This is a genomic window from Erwinia oleae, from assembly GCF_000770305.1.
In the GTDB taxonomy this organism is placed as follows: domain Bacteria; phylum Pseudomonadota; class Gammaproteobacteria; order Enterobacterales; family Enterobacteriaceae; genus Erwinia; species Erwinia oleae.
On record NZ_JNVB01000012.1, the window covers coordinates 45,876 to 68,300 of the forward strand.

The 22,425-nt window shown below is 54.6% G+C and carries 22 protein-coding genes; 9 read left to right on the top strand and 13 right to left on the bottom strand.

Going from position 1 to position 22,425, the window contains the following annotated elements; genetic code table 11:
- Positions 1–14: 14 nt before the first annotated feature.
- Positions 15–1,580 carry a TerC family protein gene (locus tag GS12_RS05895; RefSeq protein ID WP_034944819.1) on the bottom strand — a complete coding sequence of 522 codons (1,566 nt, stop codon included), beginning with the start codon at positions 1,578–1,580 and terminating at the stop codon, positions 15–17.
- Positions 1,581–2,088: 508 nt separating this feature from the next.
- On the opposite strand from GS12_RS05895, the gene manX reads away from it, so the two are divergent.
- The 4 genes from manX to GS12_RS05915 all read left to right on the top strand — a co-directional run bounded on the left by manX (position 2,089) and on the right by GS12_RS05915 (position 5,326).
- Complete coding sequence (gene manX / locus GS12_RS05900; RefSeq protein WP_034944822.1) at positions 2,089–3,057, top strand: PTS mannose transporter subunit IIAB; 969 nt, start codon at positions 2,089–2,091, stop codon at positions 3,055–3,057.
- A 60-nt stretch (positions 3,058–3,117) separates the two neighbouring features.
- Positions 3,118–3,918: a PTS mannose/fructose/sorbose transporter subunit IIC gene (locus GS12_RS05905; protein WP_034944824.1), complete on the top strand. Its 801-nt coding sequence runs from the start codon at positions 3,118–3,120 to the stop codon at positions 3,916–3,918.
- Between the two features lie 16 nt (positions 3,919–3,934).
- Positions 3,935–4,789, top strand: coding sequence for a PTS mannose transporter subunit IID (locus tag GS12_RS05910; protein ID WP_034915313.1), 855 nt, complete (start codon positions 3,935–3,937; stop codon positions 4,787–4,789).
- A gap of 81 nt (positions 4,790–4,870) precedes the next feature.
- Positions 4,871–5,326, top strand: a complete 456-nt coding sequence (locus GS12_RS05915) for a DUF986 family protein (RefSeq protein WP_034944826.1) — start codon at positions 4,871–4,873, stop codon at positions 5,324–5,326.
- Here the strand turns inward: GS12_RS05915 and rlmA are convergent.
- From rlmA to GS12_RS05935, 5 genes are all read right to left on the bottom strand, one after another.
- Complete coding sequence (gene rlmA, locus GS12_RS05920) at positions 5,310–6,152, bottom strand: 23S rRNA (guanine(745)-N(1))-methyltransferase (RefSeq protein WP_034944829.1); 843 nt, start codon at positions 6,150–6,152, stop codon at positions 5,310–5,312. The two genes, GS12_RS05915 and rlmA, sit on opposite strands and share 17 nt — an antisense overlap.
- A gap of 167 nt (positions 6,153–6,319) precedes the next feature.
- Positions 6,320–6,529 carry a transcription antiterminator/RNA stability regulator CspE gene (gene cspE, locus GS12_RS05925; RefSeq protein WP_001062678.1) on the bottom strand — a complete coding sequence of 70 codons (210 nt, stop codon included), beginning with the start codon at positions 6,527–6,529 and terminating at the stop codon, positions 6,320–6,322.
- A 78-nt stretch (positions 6,530–6,607) separates the two neighbouring features.
- The gene (locus tag GS12_RS25270) at positions 6,608–6,757 is read right to left on the bottom strand and encodes a DUF2627 domain-containing protein (RefSeq protein WP_407637850.1); all 150 of its coding nucleotides are present in this window, start codon (positions 6,755–6,757) and stop codon (positions 6,608–6,610) included.
- Positions 6,758–7,220: 463 nt separating this feature from the next.
- Positions 7,221–8,222, bottom strand: coding sequence for an MBL fold metallo-hydrolase (locus GS12_RS05930; protein WP_034944832.1), 1,002 nt, complete (start codon positions 8,220–8,222; stop codon positions 7,221–7,223).
- A 22-nt stretch (positions 8,223–8,244) separates the two neighbouring features.
- Positions 8,245–8,514, bottom strand: coding sequence for a YebO family protein (locus GS12_RS05935; RefSeq protein ID WP_034915327.1), 270 nt, complete (start codon positions 8,512–8,514; stop codon positions 8,245–8,247).
- 218 nt (positions 8,515–8,732) lie between these two features.
- On the opposite strand from GS12_RS05935, the gene GS12_RS05940 reads away from it, so the two are divergent.
- Entirely contained in the window at positions 8,733–8,969 is a 237-nt protein-coding gene (locus tag GS12_RS05940) for a YobH family protein (protein ID WP_034915329.1), read from the top strand.
- 23 nt (positions 8,970–8,992) lie between these two features.
- Here the strand turns inward: GS12_RS05940 and kdgR are convergent, their stop codons facing one another.
- Positions 8,993–9,784: a DNA-binding transcriptional regulator KdgR gene (gene kdgR, locus GS12_RS05945; protein ID WP_034944835.1), complete on the bottom strand. Its 792-nt coding sequence runs from the start codon at positions 9,782–9,784 to the stop codon at positions 8,993–8,995.
- Positions 9,785–9,931: 147 nt separating this feature from the next.
- Between kdgR and GS12_RS05950 the strand changes: the two genes are divergently transcribed.
- Positions 9,932–11,341: an MFS transporter gene (locus GS12_RS05950; protein WP_235421087.1), complete on the top strand. Its 1,410-nt coding sequence runs from the start codon at positions 9,932–9,934 to the stop codon at positions 11,339–11,341.
- Positions 11,342–11,373: 32 nt separating this feature from the next.
- Here GS12_RS05950 and htpX read toward each other — a convergent pair whose 3' ends face one another.
- The 4 genes from htpX to GS12_RS05970 form a co-directional block, all read right to left on the bottom strand.
- A complete protein-coding gene (htpX, locus tag GS12_RS05955; RefSeq protein ID WP_034915338.1) occupies positions 11,374–12,255 on the bottom strand; it encodes a protease HtpX in 882 nt (293 codons plus the stop codon).
- 234 nt (positions 12,256–12,489) lie between these two features.
- On the bottom strand, positions 12,490–14,505 hold the full coding sequence (prc, locus tag GS12_RS05960) for a carboxy terminal-processing peptidase (protein ID WP_034944839.1): 2,016 nt from the start codon (positions 14,503–14,505) through the stop codon (positions 12,490–12,492).
- Positions 14,506–14,524: 19 nt separating this feature from the next.
- Entirely contained in the window at positions 14,525–15,193 is a 669-nt protein-coding gene (gene proQ, locus GS12_RS05965; protein WP_034915342.1) for an RNA chaperone ProQ, read from the bottom strand.
- Between the two features lie 97 nt (positions 15,194–15,290).
- Positions 15,291–15,791: a GAF domain-containing protein gene (locus tag GS12_RS05970; protein WP_034915345.1), complete on the bottom strand. Its 501-nt coding sequence runs from the start codon at positions 15,789–15,791 to the stop codon at positions 15,291–15,293.
- A 208-nt stretch (positions 15,792–15,999) separates the two neighbouring features.
- Here GS12_RS05970 and yebS point away from each other — a divergent pair, with 208 nt between their 5' ends.
- The 3 genes from yebS to rsmF all read left to right on the top strand — a co-directional run bounded on the left by yebS (position 16,000) and on the right by rsmF (position 21,391).
- Entirely contained in the window at positions 16,000–17,244 is a 1,245-nt protein-coding gene (gene yebS / locus GS12_RS05975) for a membrane integrity lipid transport subunit YebS (protein WP_034915348.1), read from the top strand.
- The gene (locus GS12_RS05980) at positions 17,213–19,849 is read left to right on the top strand and encodes a PqiB family protein (protein ID WP_034944842.1); all 2,637 of its coding nucleotides are present in this window, start codon (positions 17,213–17,215) and stop codon (positions 19,847–19,849) included. Before yebS ends, GS12_RS05980 begins: the two co-directional genes overlap by 32 nt.
- A gap of 102 nt (positions 19,850–19,951) precedes the next feature.
- A complete protein-coding gene (gene rsmF / locus GS12_RS05985) occupies positions 19,952–21,391 on the top strand; it encodes a 16S rRNA (cytosine(1407)-C(5))-methyltransferase RsmF (RefSeq protein WP_072016846.1) in 1,440 nt (479 codons plus the stop codon).
- Positions 21,392–21,395: 4 nt separating this feature from the next.
- Here the strand turns inward: rsmF and GS12_RS05990 are convergent, their stop codons facing one another.
- Together GS12_RS05990 and GS12_RS05995 are read right to left on the bottom strand one after the other, a co-directional pair.
- Complete coding sequence (locus GS12_RS05990; RefSeq protein WP_034944845.1) at positions 21,396–22,043, bottom strand: metallophosphoesterase; 648 nt, start codon at positions 22,041–22,043, stop codon at positions 21,396–21,398.
- 56 nt (positions 22,044–22,099) lie between these two features.
- Complete coding sequence (locus GS12_RS05995; protein WP_034915363.1) at positions 22,100–22,393, bottom strand: hypothetical protein; 294 nt, start codon at positions 22,391–22,393, stop codon at positions 22,100–22,102.
- Positions 22,394–22,425 lie beyond the last annotated feature (32 nt).

The window sequence follows — 22,425 nt, forward strand, 5'->3', positions numbered from 1 at the left end:
GCAGACGGGCAGGCTTATTGTGGGCTCTCTTCCTCATCATTGTCCGTTCGCGCACGCGTCACGCGCACCAGATCAACGCGATAGTCGGTTGCTTCAATAACCTGAAAGCGCAGCGGCGGCAGTTCAATCACTTCGCCGACCGTTGGCAACTGTCCCTTCTGGGCAATCAGCAGTCCCGCCAGCGACGCGTGGTCGTCTTCACGATTAACCAGCACCTGCGTATCCAGCAACTGCTGAAGCGAATGAAGATCGGTGCCGCCCTTCACCAGCCAGCCGTCGCCGTCGGCGATCACGTCTGGCGTTTCGTCCTCGTCCGGGAATTCTCCCGCAATAGCCTCCAACACGTCGAGCGGCGTGATCAGTCCCTGCACCACGCCAAACTCATTGTTCACCACCACAAAACTGCCTTTGGCGCGGCGCAGCACTCCCAGCAGGTTAATGGGATCAAGCGTTTCCGGAACAATGATTGGCGGCGTGGCCGCCGCAAAGGTGGCAACGTCGATACCATGATCCAGCGCGACCAGCAGCTCTTTCGCCCGCACCACGCCAATGATCTCATCCAGCTCGCCGCGGCAAACCGGGAACAGGCTGTGCGGCGTATCAAGAAGCTGAAGCCGAACTTCATCCACCGGACGCATCGCATCGACCCAGGAGATCTCGCCGCGCGGCGTCATGATGCTGCGTACCGAACGGGAAGCCAGGGTGAGCACGCCGTTAATCATGTAACGCTCCTCATCCTTAAACGCTTCCTGCGGCATCGCTTTTGCCACTTCGCTGCTTTCGCTGCTGCTCTCCTGCTGGCGACGACCGCCCATCAGACGCAGGATCGCCTCGGCGGTGCGCTCGCGCATCGGCCGTCTGGCCTGATGCCGCATAAAGTTTCGGCGGGCGATCTGGTTGAACAGTTCAATCAGAATCGAGAAGCCGATGGCGGCATAGAGGTAGCCTTTCGGAATATGGAAGCCAAAGCCTTCCGCAACCAGACTCAGCCCAATCATCAGCAGGAAACTGAGACAAAGCACCACAACGGTTGGATGTGCATTAACAAAGTTCGTCAGCGGTTTGGAGGCCAGCAGCATGACGCTCATCGCAATCACCACCGCCGTCATCATGATGGCGAGGTTGTTCACCATGCCGACGGCTGTGATCACCGCATCCAGCGAGAAAACCGCGTCCAGTACCACGATCTGCGTCACCACTGCCCAGAAGCTGGCGTAGGCCTTGTTGCCGTCGGCGTTGACTTCCCGGTTCTCAAGCCGCTCATGCAGCTCCATGGTGGCTTTGAACAGCAGGAAAAGTCCCCCGGTCAGCAGGATCAGATCGCGCCCGGAGAAACTGAATTCGCCCACGCTGAACAGCGGTTTCGTCAGCGTGACCATCCATGAGATAAGCGACAGCAGGCCCAGGCGCATGATCAGCGCCAGTGAGAGACCAATCAGGCGGGCCTTATCGCGCTGCTTCGGGGGGAGTTTTTCCGCAAGAATGGCAATAAAAACCAGATTGTCGATACCCAGCACGATTTCGAGCACAACCAGCGTCAGCAAACCTACCCAAATTGAAGGATCCAGGAGAAATTCCATTACAGACTCCGAAAAAAGGCTGCCGGCGCAGACAGGATCGCGCAGCAGGGGTAAGCGTTGAGGGAGTGAAGCGTATCGTCAAAGGACGGAACAGAACTAACCGGGCTGGCCGGTAAAAAAAGAGAGTGGCGTCGGTGACGGTCCATAGAGGGGGCTGAAGCCCGTTACTCCTGTATTGAATAAGGAGCTTTACTCTAATCAGCGTCCAGGCTCGCGTCAAAATGTTTTCTTACATTTACACTTGTATACGTGCATTTCGTGCTGCACTTTTGAGCAATAGTGCCTGACAACGAGATCAGGGTCTAAATAGCTGAGCACCGTCACATAATTTATTTTTTCGCGTACTAAAATAAATCGCGTCGTAAGGTTGGGTTAAGTTTTTTCTTAAACGTCTTCCCAACACAATAACAGATTAATCTCTTTCATGATGATGGCTTCGGCACTCTGATGAAGATTCGCACGGCCCGCCTTCCGGGCGGCCATTGATGATTGTTTATGGAGGTAGCAGGTGACAATTGCTATTGTGATCGGCACACACGGCTGGGCTGCTGAGCAGCTGATAAAAACAGCCGAAATGCTCCTTGGGGACCAGCAGAACGTCGGGTGGATAGATTTTGTACCCGGCGAGAATGCGGAAACCCTGATTGAGAAGTATCAGGCGCGACTCACCGAGCTGGATACCAGTCAGGGCGTGTTGTTTCTGGTTGATACGTGGGGAGGCAGCCCGTTTAACGCCGCCAGTCGCATTGTGGTAGATAAGGCGAATCACGAAGTGATCGCCGGGGTGAATATCCCAATGCTGGTGGAAACACTGATGGGACGTGATGACGATCCCTCTTTTGACGAGCTGGTCGCCATCGCGGTTGAAGCCGGGCGTGAAGGCGTGAAGGCGCTGAAGGCAAAAGAACCTGAACCCGCGCCTGCCGCGGCGCCTCAGGTCAAAGCGGCGCCAGTGGCGCAAAAGCCAATGGGCGCCAATGACTATATGAAGATTGGCCTCGCGCGAATTGACGACCGTCTGATTCATGGACAGGTCGCCACGCGCTGGACAAAAGAGACCAACGTTACGCGCATTATTGTCGTCAGCGATGAAGTGGCTGCCGATCACGTTCGCAAAACGTTACTCACTCAGGTTGCGCCTCCCGGCGTGACGGCGCATGTGGTTGATGTCGCTAAAATGATCCGCGTATGGAATAACCCCAAATATGCGGGCGAACGCGTTATGCTGCTGTTCACTAATCCGACCGACGTTGAGCGTCTGGTTGAAGCAGGAGTAAAAATTCCCAGCGTAAATATCGGCGGTATGGCATTTCGTCAGGGTAAAACGCAGATTAATAACGCCGTTTCGGTTGATGAGAAAGATATTGTGGCTTTCAAAAAACTCAACGAGCGCGGTATTGAATTAGAAGTTCGGAAGGTCTCAAGCGATCAGCGCCTGAAAATGATGGATCTGATTAACAAAATGGGCCGCCAGTAACACTTTATTGCCTGATACGTCAGGTTTAACTCAGTTCACGAATGTCAGAGGAGAAGTGCAATGGAGATTACCACTCTTCAAATTGTGCTGATATTTATTGTCGCCTGTATTGCAGGTATGGGATCAATTCTTGATGAGTTTCAGTTTCACCGTCCGCTGGTGGCCTGTACCTTAATTGGTTTTGTTTTAGGTGATATCAAAACCGGCATTATCATCGGCGGTACGCTGGAGATGATCGCGCTGGGTTGGATGAACATCGGTGCCGCCGTGGCGCCTGATGCCGCCCTCGCCTCTATTATCTCAACCATTCTGGTTATCGCCGGTGGTCAGAGCGTTGGCGCCGGTATTGCGCTGGCTATCCCACTGGCGGCGGCCGGTCAGGTGCTGACGATTATCGTTCGTACCATTACCGTCGCCTTCCAGCACGCGGCCGATAAGGCTGCCGAGAAAGGCAATCTTTCTGCCATATCCTGGATTCACGTATCGGCGCTGGTATTGCAGGCAATGCGTATCGCTATTCCGGCAGTGATCGTGGGCGTTTCCGTCGGCACCAGCGTTGTGCAGAGCATGCTTGAGTCCATCCCGGAAGTGGTGACCAACGGTCTGAACATCGCAGGTGGAATGATTGTTGTGGTCGGTTACGCAATGGTTATTAACATGATGCGTGCTGGCTACCTGATGCCGTTCTTCTACCTTGGCTTTGTTACCGCCGCCTTCACCAACTTCAACCTGGTGGCGCTTGGCGTCATCGGCGTGGTGATGGCTGTGCTTTACATTCAACTGGCACCGAAATATAACCGCGTGGCGGGCGCTCAGGCCGCGGGTCCAGTGGCTAATGACCTTGATAACGAATTAGATTAAGGAAAGGGTGAGAAAAATGGTTGATACCACAACAACTGCGACCACGCAGAAAAAACTAACGCCGGGCGACGTGCGTGGCGTGTTTCTCCGCTCTAACCTGTTTCAGGGTTCATGGAACTTTGAACGTATGCAGGCGCTGGGCTTTTGCTACTCGATGGTGCCGGTGATCCGCCGCCTCTACCCTGTTAACAACGACGACCGTAAACAGGCGATCAAGCGCCATCTGGAGTTCTTTAACACCCATCCGTACGTGGCCGCGCCGGTGCTTGGCGTCACCATGGCGATGGAGGAGCAGCGTGCCAACGGTGCGGCCATCGACGATGCGGCCATCAACGGCATCAAAGTGGGCCTGATGGGGCCGCTGGCAGGCGTGGGCGACCCGATTTTCTGGGGTACCGTGCGTCCGGTGTTTGCGGCGCTGGGTGCAGGCATCGCCATGAGCGGCAGCCTGCTCGGCCCGCTGTTGTTCTTCATTTTGTTCAATCTGGTGCGCATGCTGGTTCGCTATTATGGCGTTGCCTATGGCTACCGCAAAGGTGTTGATATCGTAGGTGATATGGGCGGCGGTTTCCTGCAAAAACTAACGGAGGGCGCCTCTATTCTTGGCCTCTTTGTTATGGGCGCGTTGGTGAACAAGTGGACACACGTCAACGTGCCGCTGGTCGTATCACGTATCACCGATCAGACCGGGAAAACCACCGTCACCACGGTTCAGTCGATCCTCGATCAGCTGATGCCGGGCCTGATCCCGCTGCTGCTGACCTTTGGTTGTATGTGGCTGCTGCGCCGCAAAGTCAACGCGCTGTGGATTATCATGGGCTTCTTCGTGATTGGTATTTTTGGCTACTGGGTTGGCTTACTGGGGCTGTAAACGTTTCGCCGGGCCCCCTCCGGCGAAACGCTTTCGGACATCGCGCCCGGGTGGCGCGATGTCTTTTTTTGAGGACTGGAGATGTCGTTAACCGATTATGTCATCGTGGCCGTTATCGCGCTTTTCCTGCTTTATGCGATATACGATGAGTTTATAATGGATCGCCTGCGCGGTCAGACACGCCTGAAGGTGCTGCTGAAGCGTCGTAACAAGCTCGACAGCCTGATATTCATGGGGCTGATTGCCATTCTGCTCTATCAGAACGTCACCACGCAAGGCCCCAGGATCACCGCAACGCTCCTGATGGCACTGGCGGCGCTCTCTTTCTATCTCTTCTGGCTCCGCCGCCCCAAACTGTTATTTAAAGCGCAGGGATTTTTCTTCGCCAACGTCTTTATCGCCTATGGACGAATCAAAAGCATGAATTTGTCTGAAGATGGCGTGCTGGTGATTGAGCTTGAGAATCGTCCGCTTCATATCCACGTTAATAAACTGGACGATCTCGAACAGATTTACCAGTTTATGATCCAGTCATAGCGGTTTCTTCGCGATGGCGACGCCAGACGCGCAGCGTAAAATCCGTTTCACAGTCAAACTGCGGCGTTGTCGCCAGTACGCCCCAGACTTCCGGCCGGGCGCGCCAGGCCAGCGGCGTCATCTGCAACAGCGCGGCGGACTCTTCACTGTTAAGTGAGAAAGGATAGGCCAGCGATTGCTGTTCAATCAGCTCAAAACCCGGCATCTTCTCTGGCGTGTCATCATGCAGCTTTACATCCTGATAAATCAGCGCTTTAAACTGAATAAGATGCCTTGGACCGGGCGTAACCGTCACCACATATCCCTGTTCCTTCACCACGCGCGCCAGCTCTTCAGCCTTGCAGGGCGCATAGATACGCAGCACGGCATCAAATTGATTCTCTGCGAACGGCAGACGATGACTGGAGGCGACGCAAAACACCACGTTACGATAACGCTTTGCGCCGTAACGGATTGCGACCCTGGAGACGTCCAGACCATAAACCATCGCGCGTTCCCCTGCATGAAAGCGGGTTGCCACGGCATTGGTGTAATACCCTTCCCCACAGCCGATGTCCAAAACGTTGATCGGCTGCTCAGGCAGCAGACGCGCCAGCAGATCGCAAACCGCATCCCGTAATGGCTGATAATGGCCCGCATCAAGAAAGTCGCGTCTGGCCTGCATCATTTCCGCACTGTCGCCCGGCTGTTTTGAATGCCTGTGCTGCACCGGCAACAGGTTGACGTAGCCCTCTTTGGCCCGGTCAAACTGATGCCGGTTTTCGCAGCGCAAACCGCCTGATACAGGCAACAGCGGCTGATGGCAAAGGGGACAAAGATAGGACATAACCACGCTCCGGTTCAGATTTGAGGCGGCATTTTACCGGAAAGGCACTGACAAACGGCAAAAAATTTTTCTTCAACAAAAAAGCCCTGCCGCCAGGGCAGGGCTTTAGTATTCAGATTTTTGCCCGGATCGCGCGCGGTGCGGCAATAGCAGGCTAAGATCGAGAATTAGATAGCGGTAACGTTCACAGCAGCAGGGCCTTTCTGACCATCCTGAATTTCGAACTCAACGTTCTGGCCTTCAGCCAGCGTTTTGAAACCATTACCCTGGATAGCAGAGAAGTGTACGAATACATCTTTGCTGCCGTCGGCTGGGGTGATGAAACCAAAACCTTTAGACTCGTTGAACCACTTAACCTGACCTTTAATCTTTGCCATTTTGCAAATTCCTTAGAGTGTTTATTCGCCCGGAGGCTTACGTACAAAAACCAGAGACATTACTGCATGAGGCACGAATTAATACTCGGCAAGGAAGCGGTATTCAACGTCAACGTCTTTACTCGAAACTTCTTTACTGATGATGCCTTGCATAAACAGAAGTGTACCTCGTTTTACTTCATGCGTTATCACATATTCGTTAATTGATGGCAAGTTATTTTTAAGCATTAACAGATGCGCCGCACACAATTGAAACAGCTCAAACCGAAGCGTTGATAAGGAGGCATCGTTATGAAAGCGATTACATTAAAATAGTATTTTTGCATGTCAAATATTGTTACCACAACTGCAAGGGGAGCTTTACGCCGCAGCGCTCAGGACAGCCTGCGCCGGGGCAGATTTTCGCCCTTTATCACCGCCTGTTTATTACCGTTTTATGGCATACCTTACACCAAAAACTTCATTTAAATTAAAGCGGATTCAACGTAAGGCAATCCGCTCCGTTGTACAAGAAAATTAAATTGGTACAAGTTTAAATTAATTGCACCAAAAAAAGGAAGGGTATCATTCCGCTGCCCCATTAAATGGCATCATAAATAATAATTAATTTCTGCCCTGCTCTCGAATAGAACCTTTATATAACATCTGAGACTAAAGTTAATTGCCTCGTAATAGCAATTTAGGATTATTCTTAGCATGGTTTATTTAAGGCCATTTTCGCCCCTATTTTCCATGCAGTGAAACGGCTTTTATCGAGTCCCGCTTCATCCATTGCTGCCGCAAGCTGTCGGGGAGGCTCATCAAGCGACTCGTCCGCCAGCTCGAATACTCCCCAATGAATAGGAATGCTAACGGGTTCGCCTGATGCAGCATGAAGAGCAACCGCTTCTTGCGGATCCATGTGCTGCGCCTGCATGAACCATTTTGGTGCATACGCGCCCACCGGCAACGCTGCCAGCGTAAAAGGCCCCAGCTGTTGCGGAATAGCCAACAGCGCTTCGCTGTATCCGCTATCGCCTGTGAACCAAAAATTTATCAATTCAGTTTTTATTGTCCAGCCACACCATAGCGAGCGGTTACGATCAAAAGGCGTGCGCATGCTCCAGTGCCTGGCGGGAACGGCATGGATCGTGGCACCCGCCACGTCGGTTGCTTCCCACCAGTCAAGCTGAGTAATGTGCCGTGCACCGCGCCGATGAAACCAGGGTTCGAGCCCAAGCGGCACCACAAAATGCACCTGCGGAAAGCGACGAAGGATTTTTTTGACAGTGGGAGCATCAAGATGATCGTAGTGACTGTGGGAGATCAGCACGCAATCAAGCGTCGGCAAATCGTCGATATTAAGCGCAGCAGGTGTTCTGCGCTTCGGGCCGTAAAAGCTGACTGGCGAAACACGCTCAGACAGTGCGGGGTCAATGAGTATATAGCGCCCTGCCAGCCTCAGCAGGATACAGGCATGCCCCAACCACCAGACGGCGTCTTCAGTGCCGGAAAGATCGGCAGGCTGCCACCACGTCTCAATAAAACGTTCATAGCCCAGCGCGGGCGGCAAGGGCAATCCCTGTGCCTTCCGCTCTTTACGCCAACGATTGAGATCGCCATTTTTACGTAGATCCGGGTCAGCAGCATTGCGGAACCCTTCTGGCGAATGGTGCGCTTTAGCAGGATCGTACCAGGGATTTTGCCAGGCCATGCTTACATCCTTTTTGCGTTTATTAACGTTCAGGGATTAAACGAATAAAGTCTTTATTATCATCCTGCCCGTCGGACGTGGTTTCCGTTTTCTCTTTACCCACGACGGAATCCGTCAGTTTACGCAGCATCGCATTTTGACGCTTCTGCTCTTCCAACAGCGCCTCCAGCAGTTTGATCTGTTGATTTGCTCTGACACTGGCGCGATTGATAAAAAACCAGATCACAACGCCTGCAAAAAACAGGACGACGGTTATTATTGGCGCGAACATGCCGTTTGCCAGTTCGTTCATAGAAGCTTCTTTACTCCCGTTACGTAACGCTACAGATGTGCATGGATTTTACCTTGTCGATTGCAAAATAGTAGCCAGAAAGAAAAGAATTCAGAACCTTCACGCAGGCATTATGTGCCAGGTTGTGTATTCTCTTTACCCATTGCGAGCCTTTTCGCAGTCCTGATTAACGTGACCGGACACAAGCCGGTCTGCGATAAATATTTTACGAGGAACCCATGAGATTTTTGATTCGCATTGTTTCGCTGCTGATTCTGATCTGGCTTGCGCTACTGGTTACCGGTTACGGCATACTGGCCGGGAGCTCGGAAAACGTGGCAGGAATGGGGTTGCAGTGCCGTTACCTTACCGCTCGCGGCGTTGTTTCGGCTCAATATCTGCATACGGACAGCGGAATTGTTGGCGTTACGCAGTGCCCCTTGCTCAAGAAAAGCACTGACGTCATCGACAACTAAGCCAGCCAGACTGGCCTGGTTTATCAGAAAGGGTAGTCGCGGTAGCCCATCTGCGCGGATAGCGTTCCGGCCGCTTTATGCAGCATGGCGACGTAATGTTGTTTCTGCTCGACATCAAAACGAATTGTCGGAAAGGAGATACTCATGCCTGCGACCACCACGCCAAAGCGGTCAAAAACCGGCACGGCAATACAGCGTAGTCCCTCTTCCTGCTCTTCGTTGTCTTCGCCGTAGCCTTGCGCCCGTACCTGGTCAAGCTGCGCAATGAGTTCTTCCGCGCTGCCAACCGTACGCGAAGTGCTACGTTTGAACGTCACATCATTGAGGATCTCTTCCACTTCCGGCCGGTCGCGCCAGGCGAGCAACACCTTACCGATAGCCGTGCTGTAAAGCGGGTTACGGCGGCCAATCCGTGAATACATACGCAGGTTATAGAGTGAATCAACCTTGTGGATGTAAACAATACTGTCTTCTTCCAGCGCGCCAAGGTGGATGGTCTCTTTAGTGTGGCGGGAAAGCTCGCGCATCTGAATATCAGCGCTGCGGATCAGATCGACATTTTCAAGCGCTTTTGCGCCAAGCTCGAACAGCTTAAGCGTTAAGGTGTATTTGTCTGAATCGCCTTCCTGTGCAACATAACCCAGCGATTTCATCGTCTGTAAGAAACGATAAACCGTGCTTTTAGACATCATGACTCGCTGAGAAAGTTCGGTTATCCCATGCTCTCTTTCCTCACCCAGCGCTTGCAGAATGCCAAAGACCTTCATTACTGAAGATACCGAGTCGGGCTGTTTATCCATATCGCTGCTGACCATAGCTTTCTATCCGTTTCAGAAAAAATGGAACACTATTTTTAGTATACGTTTTGACGTACCTCCTGCGCAATGCCGCCAGCAACGCTCACCGGACTTTTGCACAATTAAAAGTGTAGCTATTGGATCATTCAGTAAAAAACCCCTAGCATGAACATTCCCTCTGCTGACATCTTCAGGCCTATGCCGCAAATTACTCAACCGGACGGTTTACCCGTTCCACAGCGCTATGGCGCAATCCTGGCGATTGCGTTGGGGATCACTGTTGCCGTGCTGGACGGCGCGATCGCCAACGTTGCTTTACCGACCATTGCGCACGATCTGCATGCCAGCCCGGCCCGCTCGATCTGGATTGTTAACGCCTACCAGCTTGCTATTGTTGTGGCGCTGCTTCCGCTCTCGTTTCTTGGCGATATTATTGGCTATCGACGCATCTATCAGTGCGGACTGGTGGTGTTTACCTGTACGTCGTTACTTTGTGCACTGTCCGACTCGCTGACCACGCTGACGGTGTCGCGCATTCTCCAGGGCTTTGGCGGCGCCGCCCTGATGAGCGTCAATACGGCGCTCATCAGGATCATCTATCCGCAGCGCTATCTGGGGCGTGGGATGGGCATCAACTCGCTGATTGTCGCCGTTTCAACGGCGGCGGGCCCAACCGTGGCGGCGGCGGTATTGTCGGTTGCCTCATGGAAGTGGCTGTTTCTGATAAACGTTCCCGTGGGCATGGCAGCGGTGGTGCTGGCATTACGCTTTCTGCCGGATAATGCGCAAAGGCCAAAGGATCAGCGCTTTGACGTTCTCAGCGCGCTGATGAATGCACTGACCTTCGGCCTGCTGATTTCGGCACTGAGCGGCTTTGCGCAGGGCCACAGCGGCAGCGTGGTGTTGGCTGAACTGGCAGCGCTGGCAGTGGTCGGCTTTCTTTTTATTCGCCGTCAGCTACGCCTGCCCTTTCCGCTGCTGCCGGTTGATCTGTTTCGCATTCCGGTTTTTTCACTTTCTATCGGTACCTCCATCTGCTCTTTTTGCGCGCAGATGCTGGCGATGGTTTCGCTGCCCTTTTTTCTGCAAACGGTGCTGCACCGCAGCGAGGTGGCAACCGGCCTGCTACTCACGCCGTGGCCGCTGGCGACGATGGTGATGGCGCCGGTCGCCGGACGATTAATTGAGCGCTATCACGCCGGCTTGCTGGGCGCCATCGGGCTGGCGATGTTCGCCCTCGGCCTGTTTGCGCTGGCGCTGCTGCCTGACGCGCCGGGTGACCTGAATATTATCTGGCGAATGGCACTGTGCGGCGCAGGGTTCGGTCTTTTTCAGTCGCCGAATAACCACACGATTATCTCTTCAGCGCCACGTCACCGCAGCGGCGGCGCAAGCGGAATGCTGGGTACAGCGCGCTTACTGGGCCAGACTACCGGCGCGGCGCTGGTGGCGCTGATGTTTAATCTGTTCGATGCGCAGGGAACGCATGCCTCGCTCCTGCTGGCGGGAAGCTGCGCCACGGTTGCAGCCGTGGTCAGCGCCCTGCGAATAACTCAACCGCGGGCGCAGCTGTAACGAAAAAAACCGGGCTTTTCAGCCCGGCTTTATTATTTGAGATAGTGACCGCTGCGTAGCGCTTCAATGCGCTTATCCAGCGGCGGGTGCGACATGAACAGCTCGCTGAAGGTTTTTGATTTACCGTTGATACAGAAGGCCATCATGGTACTCGCCTCCTGCGGTTCATAGCTGGTTTTCAGGCGTTGAAGCGCGGCAATCATCTTTTCACGACCGACCAGCCGTGCGGAACCCGCATCGGCATGGAATTCACGGTGGCGTGAAAACCACATGGTAATGATGCTGGCAATAATACCGAAGACCAGCTCCAGCACCATTGAAACCGCGAAGTAGACCAGCGGATTACCGTTGCTGCTTTCCCCCTCTTCGCGATCGCCAGACATAAAACCTGCGGCAACCTGCGCAAGTATGCGCGAAATAAAGATCACAAAGGTGTTCACCACGCCCTGGATCAGCGTCATGGTGACCATGTCACCGTTGGCAATGTGGCTGATTTCATGCGCCAGCACCGCTTCCGCTTCGTCACGGCTCATGTTTTGCAACAGGCCGGTTGAAACGGCAACCAGTGACGCATTCCGGCGGGCGCCGGTAGCGAAGGCGTTGATATCCGGCGCATGATAAACAGCCACCTGCGGCATCGCAATGCCGGCCTGTTGGGCCTGCTGCGAAATAGTCTGCATCAGCCAGCGCTCGGTTTCATTGCGCGGCTGCTCAATAACTTCACCGCCAACGGAACGCAACGCCATCCACTTCGACATCAGCAGTGAAACAAACGCACCGCCGAAGCCAAACAGACCTGCCATGATCATCAGGCCCTGAACACTGCTTGACTGAATCCCCGTCAGGCTGAGGATCAGCCCAAAGACCACCATTACGCCCAGGTTGGTCAACAGGAAAAGCGCAATACGCATCATATCGTTTAATCTTCCTCAGTTATAAAAATCGCTTGTAGCGGTTATCCATCGTAGGGGCAGATCAAAACATTTCAAGCACTCTTAACCTTTAAGTCACTAAAAAGACATAACTTTACACTGCGCCGCTCTCTTTACGCGCTCAGTCAAACCGCAAGCAGTCAATGGCGAGTCGCCCAAAAAAAAAGCACAGCCTGCGCTGTGCCTTTGGTGTTATTTGCTGCCCGTTGCCGGCGATTAAGATTTTGTTAATCGCGCCAGATCGTTAGCGATATTGACCGTCTCGTCAAGGTAAGGATCCGGCTCTTTATACTCTTTCGGCAGGTCTTCCAGCTTAGCCAGCGGTTTTTTGCCTTCGCGCTTCATCCGTGCATTGATTCGCTCAAGGCGCAGCGCATCATCTTCATGGTTCTCTTTCTCACGCTCGGCAAGATTCAGCGAAATGGTTTTACGCTTGTCTTTCATCGCGTTGAAGCGAGCAATATCCTTGATGATGTACTGAAACTCCTGATCGTTGGCGATGCGATCCTGATGTGCCTTCAGCAACTGCGCGCCAAACGGTTTCAGATCGCCCGTTTTGGTAAAGCTGGCGGCGTTGATGCTGTCCCACGGCAGCGCGTTGTCTTCAAACTTCTCGCCGGTTTCCACGGCTTCAACGCCGGTTGGCATCAGCAAATCGGGAGTTACGCCTTTCCGCTGCGTGCTGCCGCCGTTGATGCGGTAAAACTTCTGAATGGTGTACTGAACCGAACCCAGCGCAGGCCATTCAGGGCGCAGCATCTGATCGTAAATACGATTCAGTGAACGATACTGCTGAACGGTGCCTTTACCAAAGGTGGGTTCGCCCACGATCAGCGCCCGGCCATAATCCTGCATCGCAGCGGCAAAAATCTCCGATGCCGACGCACTGAAGCGATCGACCAGCACCACCAGCGGCCCTTTATAGAACACGGTGCCATCGGTATCGCTGTCTTCACGCACTTTACCGTTGTTATCACGAACCTGCACCACCGGGCCGGACGGGATAAACAGGCCGGAAAGCGATACGGCTTCCGTCAGCGCCCCGCCGCCGTTAGTACGCAGATCAATGACGATGCTGTTCACATTCTGCTTTTGCAGTTTCTGAAGCTGCACTTTAACGTCATCCGTCAGGCCCACGTAGAAACCGGGAATATCCAGCACGCCGACTTTCTCTTTGCCGACGTTATGCACCGTCATTTTCACCGCCCGATCTTCCAGGCGAATTTTCTCACGCGTCAGCGTCACGATGCGCGTTTTGGTGCCCTTACCGGCAGGCAGCACTTCCAGCCGAACTTTACTGCCTTTCGGGCCTTTGATTTGTGCGACAACGTCGTCGAGACGCCAGCCAATCACATCAACAATCGGCTTGCCGGGCTGGCCGACGCCAACAATACGATCGCCAACGGTGATCGCTTTGCTCTTCGCCGCCGGGCCGCCCGCTACCATTGAGTTGATGACGGTATAGTCTTCATCCATTTGCAACACCGCGCCGATACCTTCAAGCGACAGGCTCATTTCGGTATTGAACTGCTCGGTATTCCGCGGCGAGAGATAGTTGGTGTGCGGATCAATTTCATGCGCAAACGCAGTCATCGCCATCTGGAAAACATCTTCACTGTTGCTCTGCGCCAGGCGGCGAATAGCAAACTGATAGCGTTTGGTCAGAACGTCACGAATTTCTTTTTCGTCTTTGCCGGTGAGCTTAAGGCTCAGCTCGTCATATTTGACTTTCGCGTCCCACAGCTGATTAAGCTCAGCGGTGGTTTTTGGCCATGGCATCTTGCTGCGATCGGTATCGATCGTGTCATGACCGGTAAAATCCATCGGCTTATTTAACACCGTCAGCGCGTATTGATAACGCTCAAAACGACGCTTTTGCGCAAGATTATAGATGTCGTAAAAAACATCCAGCTTGCCGGTTTTCAGCTCGTCACTCAGCAGCGTTTTCCGCGAAGAAAACTGCTCAATGTCAGAAACCAACAGCACGTTGTGGCTGTAGTCGAGAAGATTAAGGTATCGCTCAAAAATCTTGACGGAAAAGTCTTTATCAAGATCGAATTGACGATAGTGCGAACGCGTAAAGCGAGACGAAACGCGCTCGCTCACGGTAGCGTGCTGCGGCTCCTGATGGAGCTGGGGTATCTGATCGGCGCGCGTGATGCTGTCGGCGGCGAAAACGTTTCCTGCAAGCAGCAATCCTGCAATAACGGTGGTTTTAAAAAAGTTGTTCATGCCCTGATTGGCCTCCGTTTCAGAACTGTAAATGTTCTGCGCGTACGATCATTGCCAGACCGGAAGCCAGTTGAACCCGGACGCCATCTTTAGTGACTTCAAGAATGGTTGCGTCCATTGCACTTTTGCCTGCGGTGACTTTAATGCTCTGGCCCGGCTGAAGTGCGGCGGTGTCGGTGACGGGTTGCGTGCGCGGTGGCTGACGCTCTGCGGAAGGCGCGCGTCCGGCAGCAGGTTTGCTGCGAACTTTGCGCGGCTGCTCACCTTCTGCAGAAGGTTTCGGCCTGCGCGGACGGCGCGGCGCGGTCTCTTCACCCGCTTCACGTTTTTTCGCCTGCTGCTGCTCGCGTTGCGCCTGAACGCGCGCTTTCGCTTCTTCAAGCTGCTTACGGGCATGTTCTACGTGTTGCTCATCCAGTTCGCCGCAGGCATTGCCATCCAGATCCACGCGGGCTGCGCCTGCTTTGATGCCGTACAGGTAGCGCCAGCTCGACGTGTAAAGACGCAGCGCGGAGCGAAGCTGGGTTTTGCTCAGGTTCATTTCGCCCTGAACGCGTTCAACCAGATCCTGAAAGATACCAATCTTCAGCGGTTTTGCTTCGCCTTCGGCACTAAAGCATTGCGGGAAACGCTCGGCCAAAAAAGCGATGACTTCTTTACTGCTATTCAACTTAGGTTGATTTTCCATGAATTTTCCTGATTACAACGGAATTGCCAATAAGCCGCAGGCATGAACAGGCGCCATTATAATGACCCCATCGGCAAATGCTACGTTATCCAGCGCTTTAGCTGTGTTTCATCGCAATAAATTTTTGCAGATCGGTTTCAGCCAGCACCTTACACAGCCCGTCGGTCAGGGCTTTCAACCCTTCTTCATCCTGCTGGTCGAAGCGATGATGCGTTACGCTGTCGATGTCCAGTACGCCGACCGTCTGGCCGTTAACGATCAGCGGCAGAACGATTTCCGCATTGCTGGCGGCATCGCAGGCGATATGCCCCGGGAAGGCGTGAACATCGGCGACGCGCTGAATCACGCCCTGCGCCACGGCGGTACCACAAACGCCTTTACCCACAGGAATGCGCACGCAGGCGATTTTCCCCTGAAACGGCCCCAGCACCAATGTGTCGGGTTCACTCAGCAGGTAAAATCCCGCCCAGTTCACGCTTTCCAGCCGCTCAAATAATAGCGCACTGCAATTGCCCATGACGGCAAGAAAACTGGTTTCACCCGCAATCAGGGCGTTCGAATCGCGGGTCAGTTCTGCATAAAATTCTGCTTTAGTCATTATCTAACCATTGGTGGAAACGTAGGTCGCGGCACAAAATGAGCACGCATGTTTAAAAAAAGTATCAAATGTTCAGGACGATAGGGTGTATTTGTTAATATACTCTTAATCGGCTGGCCCTGAAGCAGGGGCTTCCCGGCCCGCCGAAAGTCAGTAACGTGGCCTAACCCAACCCAGTGCAGTCGGGGCTTTCAGCTTAGTCAGGATTATGAAAATACACGCTATCAGTGAGGCTTTGCCACAGGCACGTTATCAGCGTTGTCCCCAATGCGATACCCTTTTTTCCTTACCAGACGTCAACTCTGACCAGTCAGCGCACTGCCCGCGCTGCAACGCGCGAATTCTGAATGGCCGTGACTGGTCAATGACGCGCCTTGCCGCGATGGCGGTCACCATGCTGCTGCTTATGCCGTTCGCCTTTGGCGAATCGCTGATGTCTGTCCGCCTGCTTGGCAGCAATATCAGCGCCAGCCTGTTTGGCGGCGTGATTCAGATGGCCCGCCAGGGAGACGTTATTACCGCGTCCATGGTCGCCTTCTGCACCATCGGCGCGCCGGCCACGCTGGTGGCTTCCATCGCCTGGCTCTATTTCGGCCAACGCGCCGGCATGAATCTTCGCCCTGTTCTGCTGATGTTTGAACGCCTGCGCGAATGGGTGATGCTGGATATCTATCTGGTGGGTATCGGCATTGCGTCTATTAAAGTGCAGGACTACGCAGAAATTACGCCGGGGCCCGGCCTGATTGCATTTGTTTTGCTGGTGCTGCTGAGCGTCATTACGCTGATTCATATGAACAGCGAGCAGCTCTGGCACCGTTTTTACCCACAGCCACGGCTTAATGTCTCGCCTGAGCGGCTACAGGTGTGCCTCAACTGCCACCATACCGGCCTGCCGGACGCGCGCGGTCGCTGTCCGCGCTGCCATACGCCGCTGCGCTTTCGTCGCCGTCACAGCCTGCAAAAATCATGGGCGGCGCTTATCGCCTCGATCGTTTTACTGATCCCGGCGAATACGCTGCCGATCTCAATCATCTATCTGAACGGCGCGCGGCAGGAGGACACTATTCTTTCCGGCATCATGTCGCTGGCCTCAGGCAATATACCGATTGCGGCGGTGGTGTTTATTGCCAGTATTTTAGTGCCGTTCACCAAGGTGATCGTGCTGCTGACGCTGCTGCTGAGCATCCATTTTAAGTGCGAACAGGGGCTGAAAACGCGCGTCAGGCTGCTGCGGGTGGTGACCTGGGTTGGACGCTGGTCGATGCTCGATCTGTTTGTTATTTCGTTAACGATGTCGCTGGTCAATCGCGACCAGCTTTTGGCTTTTACCATGGGACCGGCAGCCTTCTATTTCGGCTCGGCGGTTATTCTCACTATCATGGCCGTTGAATGGCTGGATAGTCGTTTACTTTGGGATGCACATGCAACAGGAAACGCCGACTACACCGACTAATGCACGCATAAAAAGCCGCCGCAGGATTTCGCCATTCTGGCTGCTGCCTTTTATTGCCATGCTGATTGCAGGCTGGCTCGTCTGGACCAACTACCAGGAGCGCGGCACCACGGTCACCATCGATTTCGCCACGGCGGACGGCATCACTCCGGGCCGGACGCCGGTGCGTTACCAGGGCGTTGAGGTCGGCATGGTGCAGAGCATCAGCATGACCGACGATCTGCGTACCATCAAAATCAAAGCCAGCATCAAAAGCGACATGCGCGATGCGCTGCGTGAAGACACGCAGTTCTGGCTGGTCACGCCAAAGGCCTCTCTGGCGGGCGTGTCGGGGCTGGATGCGCTGGTTGGCGGTAACTATATCGGCATGATGCCCGGCAAGGGCAAACCGCGCGAAAACTTTGTGGCGCTGGATACCCAGCCGAAATATCGCGTCAACACCGGGGAGCTGCTGGTGCATCTGCACGCCACCGATCTTGGCTCACTCAATACCGGTTCGGTGGTTTATTTCCGCAAGATCCCGGTGGGCCGCGTGTATGACTACAGCATCAATCCGGGTAATAAAAACGTGACGATCGACGTGCTGATTGAGCGTCGCTTTACCAATCTGGTGAAAAAAGACAGCCGCTTCTGGAACGTTTCCGGCGTCAAAGCTGACGTCGGGCTGAGCGGCGCGAAGGTACAGCTGGAGAGCCTGGCCGCGCTGGTTAATGGCGCCATTGCCTTTGATTCGCCGGCGCAGTCAGCGCAGGCAAGAACGGATGACGACTATTCGCTCTATCCCGATCTGGCACACAGCCAGCGCGGGGTAATTGTTACCCTGGATCTGCCGGATGGTAAAAACCTGAAGGCGGGCAGCACGCCGCTGATGTATCAGGGGCTGGAAGTCGGCACGCTTACCGCCCTTAACCTGCACGGCGGCAGCGGCGTTACCGGCGAGCTGACGCTCGACCCTTCCGTTATCGGCCTGATGCGCAGCGGCACGCGCATTGAGATGCGCAGCCCGAAAATCAGCCTGACCGATGCCAATTTAAGCAACCTGCTGACGGGCAATACGTTGGAACTGGTTCCCGGCGACGGCGAGCCGCAAAGCCGTTTTACCGTCCTGCACAGCGACGCCTCGCTGCTTCAGCGCCCCGATACGCTGGCGGTGCAGTTGACCGCGCCGGAAAGCTACGGCATCAACGCCGGCCAGCCGCTAATCTTTCACGGTATGCAGATTGGCCAGGTGGTCAGTCGTGAACTCACGGAAAAAGGCGTGGCGTTTCGCGTGGCGATTGCGCCGGAACATCGCCATCTGGTACACGGCGACAGCAAATTTATTATCAACAGCCGCCTGGATGTGAAGCTCGGGCTGGATGGAATGGAAGTGATCGGCGCCAGCGCCAGCGAATGGGTGGATGGCGGCATCCGCCTGGTGCCCGGCAGCAAAGGCGAGGTAAAAACCACCTATCCGCTTTATGCCAACGCGGAGAAAGCCGCGGCGGGCATCACTACCGACCGCCCTCCTACCACTCTCACGCTGCGCGCCACCAGTCTGCCGGATATTCAGAAAGGCTCGGTGGTGCTCTATCGCAAATTTCAGGTGGGAGAAATCGTCGATGTCATTCCTAAAGCCAACCAGTTTGATGTCCTGGTGCACATCAAGCCGGAGTACCAGAAGCTGCTGACGGAAAACAGCGTGTTCTGGTCGGAAGGCGGCGCACGCGTGCAGCTTAACGGCAGCGGCCTGACGGTGCAGGCCTCGCCTCTGAATCGTGCCCTGCGCGGCGCAATAAGCTTTGATAACCTGTCCGGCGCGGGTGTGGGCCTGAGCAGCAAAGATCAGCGCACGCTCTACGACTCTGAAACTGCCGCCCGCGCGGTGGGCAGCCAGATCTCTCTGGTGACCTATGACGCCAGCAAGCTTGCGCCGGGCATGCCGATCCGCTATCTGGGCATCACTATCGGCCAAGTTGAGTCGCTGGCATTTAATGACGACAGAAATCAGGTGGTGGCAAAAGCGGTGCTCTATCCGGAATACGTAAAAGATTTTGCCCGGCTGGGCACGCGTTTTTCCGTGGTGTCACCCGAGATCTCCGCTGCGGGCGTGAATCATCTGGATACGCTGCTGCAAAACTACATCAATATCGATCCGGGCAAGGGCCGCAGCCAGCGCAGCTTTGAGCTTCAGGAATCCACCATCACCGACGCGCGCTATCTTAACGGGCTGAACGTGGTGCTGGACGCGCCGGAAGGCGGCTCGCTCTCCGTGGGAACGCCGGTGCTGTTCCGTGGCGTCGAAGTGGGTACGGTGACCGGTACGTCGCTTGGCGCCATGGCGGATCGCGTGCAGATCACCCTGCGCATCAGCAAGAAGTACCAACACCTGGTGCGTAACAACTCAGTGTTCTGGCTGGCTTCCGGCTATAACTTCAAGTTTGGCCTGATTGGCGGCGTGGTGAAAACCGGCACCTTCCAGCAGTTTATTCAGGGCGGCATCGCCTTCGCCACGCCGCCAACCGTTCCGCTGGCGCCACAGGCGACGCCGGGCAAGCACTTTATGCTGGATGATGAAGAACCGAAAGAGTGGCGCAAATGGGGAACCGCCCTGCCCGCTAACTAATCGCGAAGAAAGTATCACGCGCCAGGGAAGGCGCGTACTTTCACTAAATTTTGTGCCTGAGCATGATAAACTGCGGCTATTCTCCATCAGCGGAACCGTTCAGTGTCGTTATCTTCCCAGCTTGTTTTTCCGGATCTTTTCCTGCAACAAATGCGCGATTTGCTGCCAGACAGCGCTGACTTCGCGCGTTTCATCGATATCAGTCAGCAACCTTTACGTCGAAGTGTACGTGTCAACACGCTTAAAATCAGCGTGGCGGATTTTCTGAAGGAGGTTGAGCCTTACAACTGGTCGCTTACGCCCATTCCCTGGTGCGAGGAAGGATTCTGGATCGCCAGAGACGATGCCGATGCCTTGCCGCTGGGCAGCACGGCAGAGCATCTCGCCGGGCTTTATTACATTCAGGAAGCCAGTTCTATGCTGCCGGTCATGGCGTTGTTTGATGGCTGTCCGACGCCGGAGCGCGTCATGGATGTCGCCGCCGCACCCGGTTCGAAAACCACCCAGATTGCGGCCAGGATGGCGAATAAAGGTGCTATCCTCGCCAATGAGTATTCCGCCAGCCGGGTGAAGGTGCTGCACGCTAACCTCAGCCGCTGCGGCATCCGCAATACGGCTATCACCCATTTTGATGGCCGCGTCTTTGGGGCAGCATTGCCGGAAACGTTTGATGCGATCCTGTTGGATGCTCCCTGCTCCGGCGAAGGCGTGATCCGCAAGGACCGCGACGCATTACGCAACTGGTCGCCGGAGAGTATCGCCGAAATCGCCGCCACCCAGCACGATCTGATCGACAGCGCGTTTCACGCTTTGCGCCCTGGCGGCACGCTGGTCTATTCAACCTGCACGCTCAATCGTGCTGAAAACCAGCAGACGATTGCGTGGCTGATGGCACGCTACCCGGATGCGGTGGCGATTGAGCCGCTGGACAGGCTGTTCGCGGGTGCTGAAGCCGCCGCCACGCCGGAAGGTTTCCTGCATGTGTTCCCACAGATTTTCGACAGCGAAGGTTTTTTTGTCGCCAGGTTAAGGAAGCTCACCAGCGTGCCGCCGTTGCCGGTACCGGGTTATAAAGTGGGTAAGCTTCCGTTCGCACCGGTCAAAATGGACGAACACAACGCGATCGTGGCTGCGGCGGCAAAAGCCGGCCTGCGCTGGGAAGGGGATAGTTGTTCGCTGTGGCAACGTGATAAAGAACGCTGGCTGTTTCCGCGCGCGCTGGAGCCACTGTTGGGCAAAGTACGCTTTGCACGCATCGGGTTGAAACTCGCAGAAACGTTCCCGAAAGGCTATCGCTGGCAGCACGAAGCGGCGATTGCGCTCGGTGACGCGCAGGCGAAAAACAGCGTAGCGCTGACGACTACGCAGGCGGAAGAGTGGTACAGAGGACGGGATATCTATCCTGAAACGGCGTTGCCTGATGGCGAATTTCTGGTCACCTGTCAGCAGCAGCCTGTGGGTATCGCTAAGAAAGTGGGCAACCGGATAAAGAACAACTACCCGCGCGATTTAGTCCGCGACGGAAAGCTGTTTTCATCCTGAAGCATTACTGGATCTGCACCAGCGTCAGCGTATTGCCAAACACCGCGCCGGTGTCGATGTAGTGCAGATTAAAGGCGTGCAGCGGGGAAGAGAGCGGCGTATGACCGAAGTAGAAATCATCGGCGCCCGCTATTTTGCCGCCGCGCCCGTTCTGAACTCGCTCAATACGCGCGCGGCTCCAGACCACCTCATAGGGATCCACCTCCGCTCCCCATGAATAGTGTGCGGCGGGATAGTCAGCGTGCGCCACCACCACCACGCGCCCGTCGAGCAAAATATGCAGGATTAACGGCAGTTGGTTGCAAAGACTGAGCGCATGCTTCGCTTCAATCATTTGCGCACCCTGAAGCTGATAGAACCAGTCGCCGCCGTTTCTTATCCATTGTTGGTGCGCGCCGTGATGAATTGCGTTCAATGCCATCTCTTCGTGATTGCCGCGAACGCTGCGAAACCACGGCGCCTGGAGCAGCGACAGACATCCCATGCTGTCCGGGCCGCGATCGATGAGATCGCCGACCGCCACCAGCAAATCCTGCTGAGGATCGAAACGGCAGGTCAGCAACTGGCTGTCGAGCATCGATTTGCAGCCGTGCAAATCGCCCACCAGATAGATATGCCGCCAGTTTTTGCCGTCGAGATAGTGATAGAGCATCGCCGCACCCGCAGTCGCGCGTTAAAAAGAGTGTTGCCCGGAAAGACAATACCTTTTTATTTTAGCGCACGCGGATTTTTACGCACGGACGCCGTCCAGTTAAACTCTTTCACTTCGCTCTCTTTCGCCGCAGACGGTTTACGCGGTTTTTTCGCCAGCACGGCTTTGGTGGTTTCCTTTTCAACCCGCGATTTCATTACCGAGCGTTTCGCTTCCTTGACGATCTCCTTCTCCTCTTTTTTGCTGGGAACATGTGCCAGCTTGAGCGTCAGCTGTTTAATTTTTACCTCGACAAGCTCTTTTTCGGTACTTGTAAACGCGTCAATCGAAATCTCTTTCTCGTTTTTCATGTGTTTTCCTCCTGAAGGTGTTAGCGAAACGC

Bases quoted from the DNA above. Each gene is read 5' to 3' on its own strand.
- GS12_RS05895 (WP_034944819.1), bottom strand. From the start codon at position 1,580: ATGGAATTTCTCCTGGATCCTTCAATTTGGGTAGGTTTGCTGACGCTG.
- GS12_RS05905 (WP_034944824.1), top strand. From the start codon at position 3,118: ATGGAGATTACCACTCTTCAAATTGTGCTGATATTTATTGTCGCCTGT.
- GS12_RS05910 (WP_034915313.1), top strand. From the start codon at position 3,935: ATGGTTGATACCACAACAACTGCGACCACGCAGAAAAAACTAACGCCG.
- GS12_RS05915 (WP_034944826.1), top strand. From the start codon at position 4,871: ATGTCGTTAACCGATTATGTCATCGTGGCCGTTATCGCGCTTTTCCTG.
- rlmA (WP_034944829.1), bottom strand. From the start codon at position 6,152: ATGTCCTATCTTTGTCCCCTTTGCCATCAGCCGCTGTTGCCTGTATCA.
- cspE (WP_001062678.1), bottom strand. From the start codon at position 6,529: ATGGCAAAGATTAAAGGTCAGGTTAAGTGGTTCAACGAGTCTAAAGGT.
- GS12_RS25270 (WP_407637850.1), bottom strand. From the start codon at position 6,757: ATGCTTAAAAATAACTTGCCATCAATTAACGAATATGTGATAACGCAT.
- GS12_RS05930 (WP_034944832.1), bottom strand. From the start codon at position 8,222: ATGGCCTGGCAAAATCCCTGGTACGATCCTGCTAAAGCGCACCATTCG.
- GS12_RS05935 (WP_034915327.1), bottom strand. From the start codon at position 8,514: ATGAACGAACTGGCAAACGGCATGTTCGCGCCAATAATAACCGTCGTC.
- GS12_RS05940 (WP_034915329.1), top strand. From the start codon at position 8,733: ATGAGATTTTTGATTCGCATTGTTTCGCTGCTGATTCTGATCTGGCTT.
- kdgR (WP_034944835.1), bottom strand. From the start codon at position 9,784: ATGGTCAGCAGCGATATGGATAAACAGCCCGACTCGGTATCTTCAGTA.
- GS12_RS05950 (WP_235421087.1), top strand. From the start codon at position 9,932: ATGAACATTCCCTCTGCTGACATCTTCAGGCCTATGCCGCAAATTACT.
- htpX (WP_034915338.1), bottom strand. From the start codon at position 12,255: ATGATGCGTATTGCGCTTTTCCTGTTGACCAACCTGGGCGTAATGGTG.
- prc (WP_034944839.1), bottom strand. From the start codon at position 14,505: ATGAACAACTTTTTTAAAACCACCGTTATTGCAGGATTGCTGCTTGCA.
- proQ (WP_034915342.1), bottom strand. From the start codon at position 15,193: ATGGAAAATCAACCTAAGTTGAATAGCAGTAAAGAAGTCATCGCTTTT.
- GS12_RS05970 (WP_034915345.1), bottom strand. From the start codon at position 15,791: ATGACTAAAGCAGAATTTTATGCAGAACTGACCCGCGATTCGAACGCC.
- yebS (WP_034915348.1), top strand. From the start codon at position 16,000: ATGAAAATACACGCTATCAGTGAGGCTTTGCCACAGGCACGTTATCAG.
- GS12_RS05980 (WP_034944842.1), top strand. From the start codon at position 17,213: ATGCAACAGGAAACGCCGACTACACCGACTAATGCACGCATAAAAAGC.
- GS12_RS05990 (WP_034944845.1), bottom strand. From the start codon at position 22,043: ATGCTCTATCACTATCTCGACGGCAAAAACTGGCGGCATATCTATCTG.
- GS12_RS05995 (WP_034915363.1), bottom strand. From the start codon at position 22,393: ATGAAAAACGAGAAAGAGATTTCGATTGACGCGTTTACAAGTACCGAA.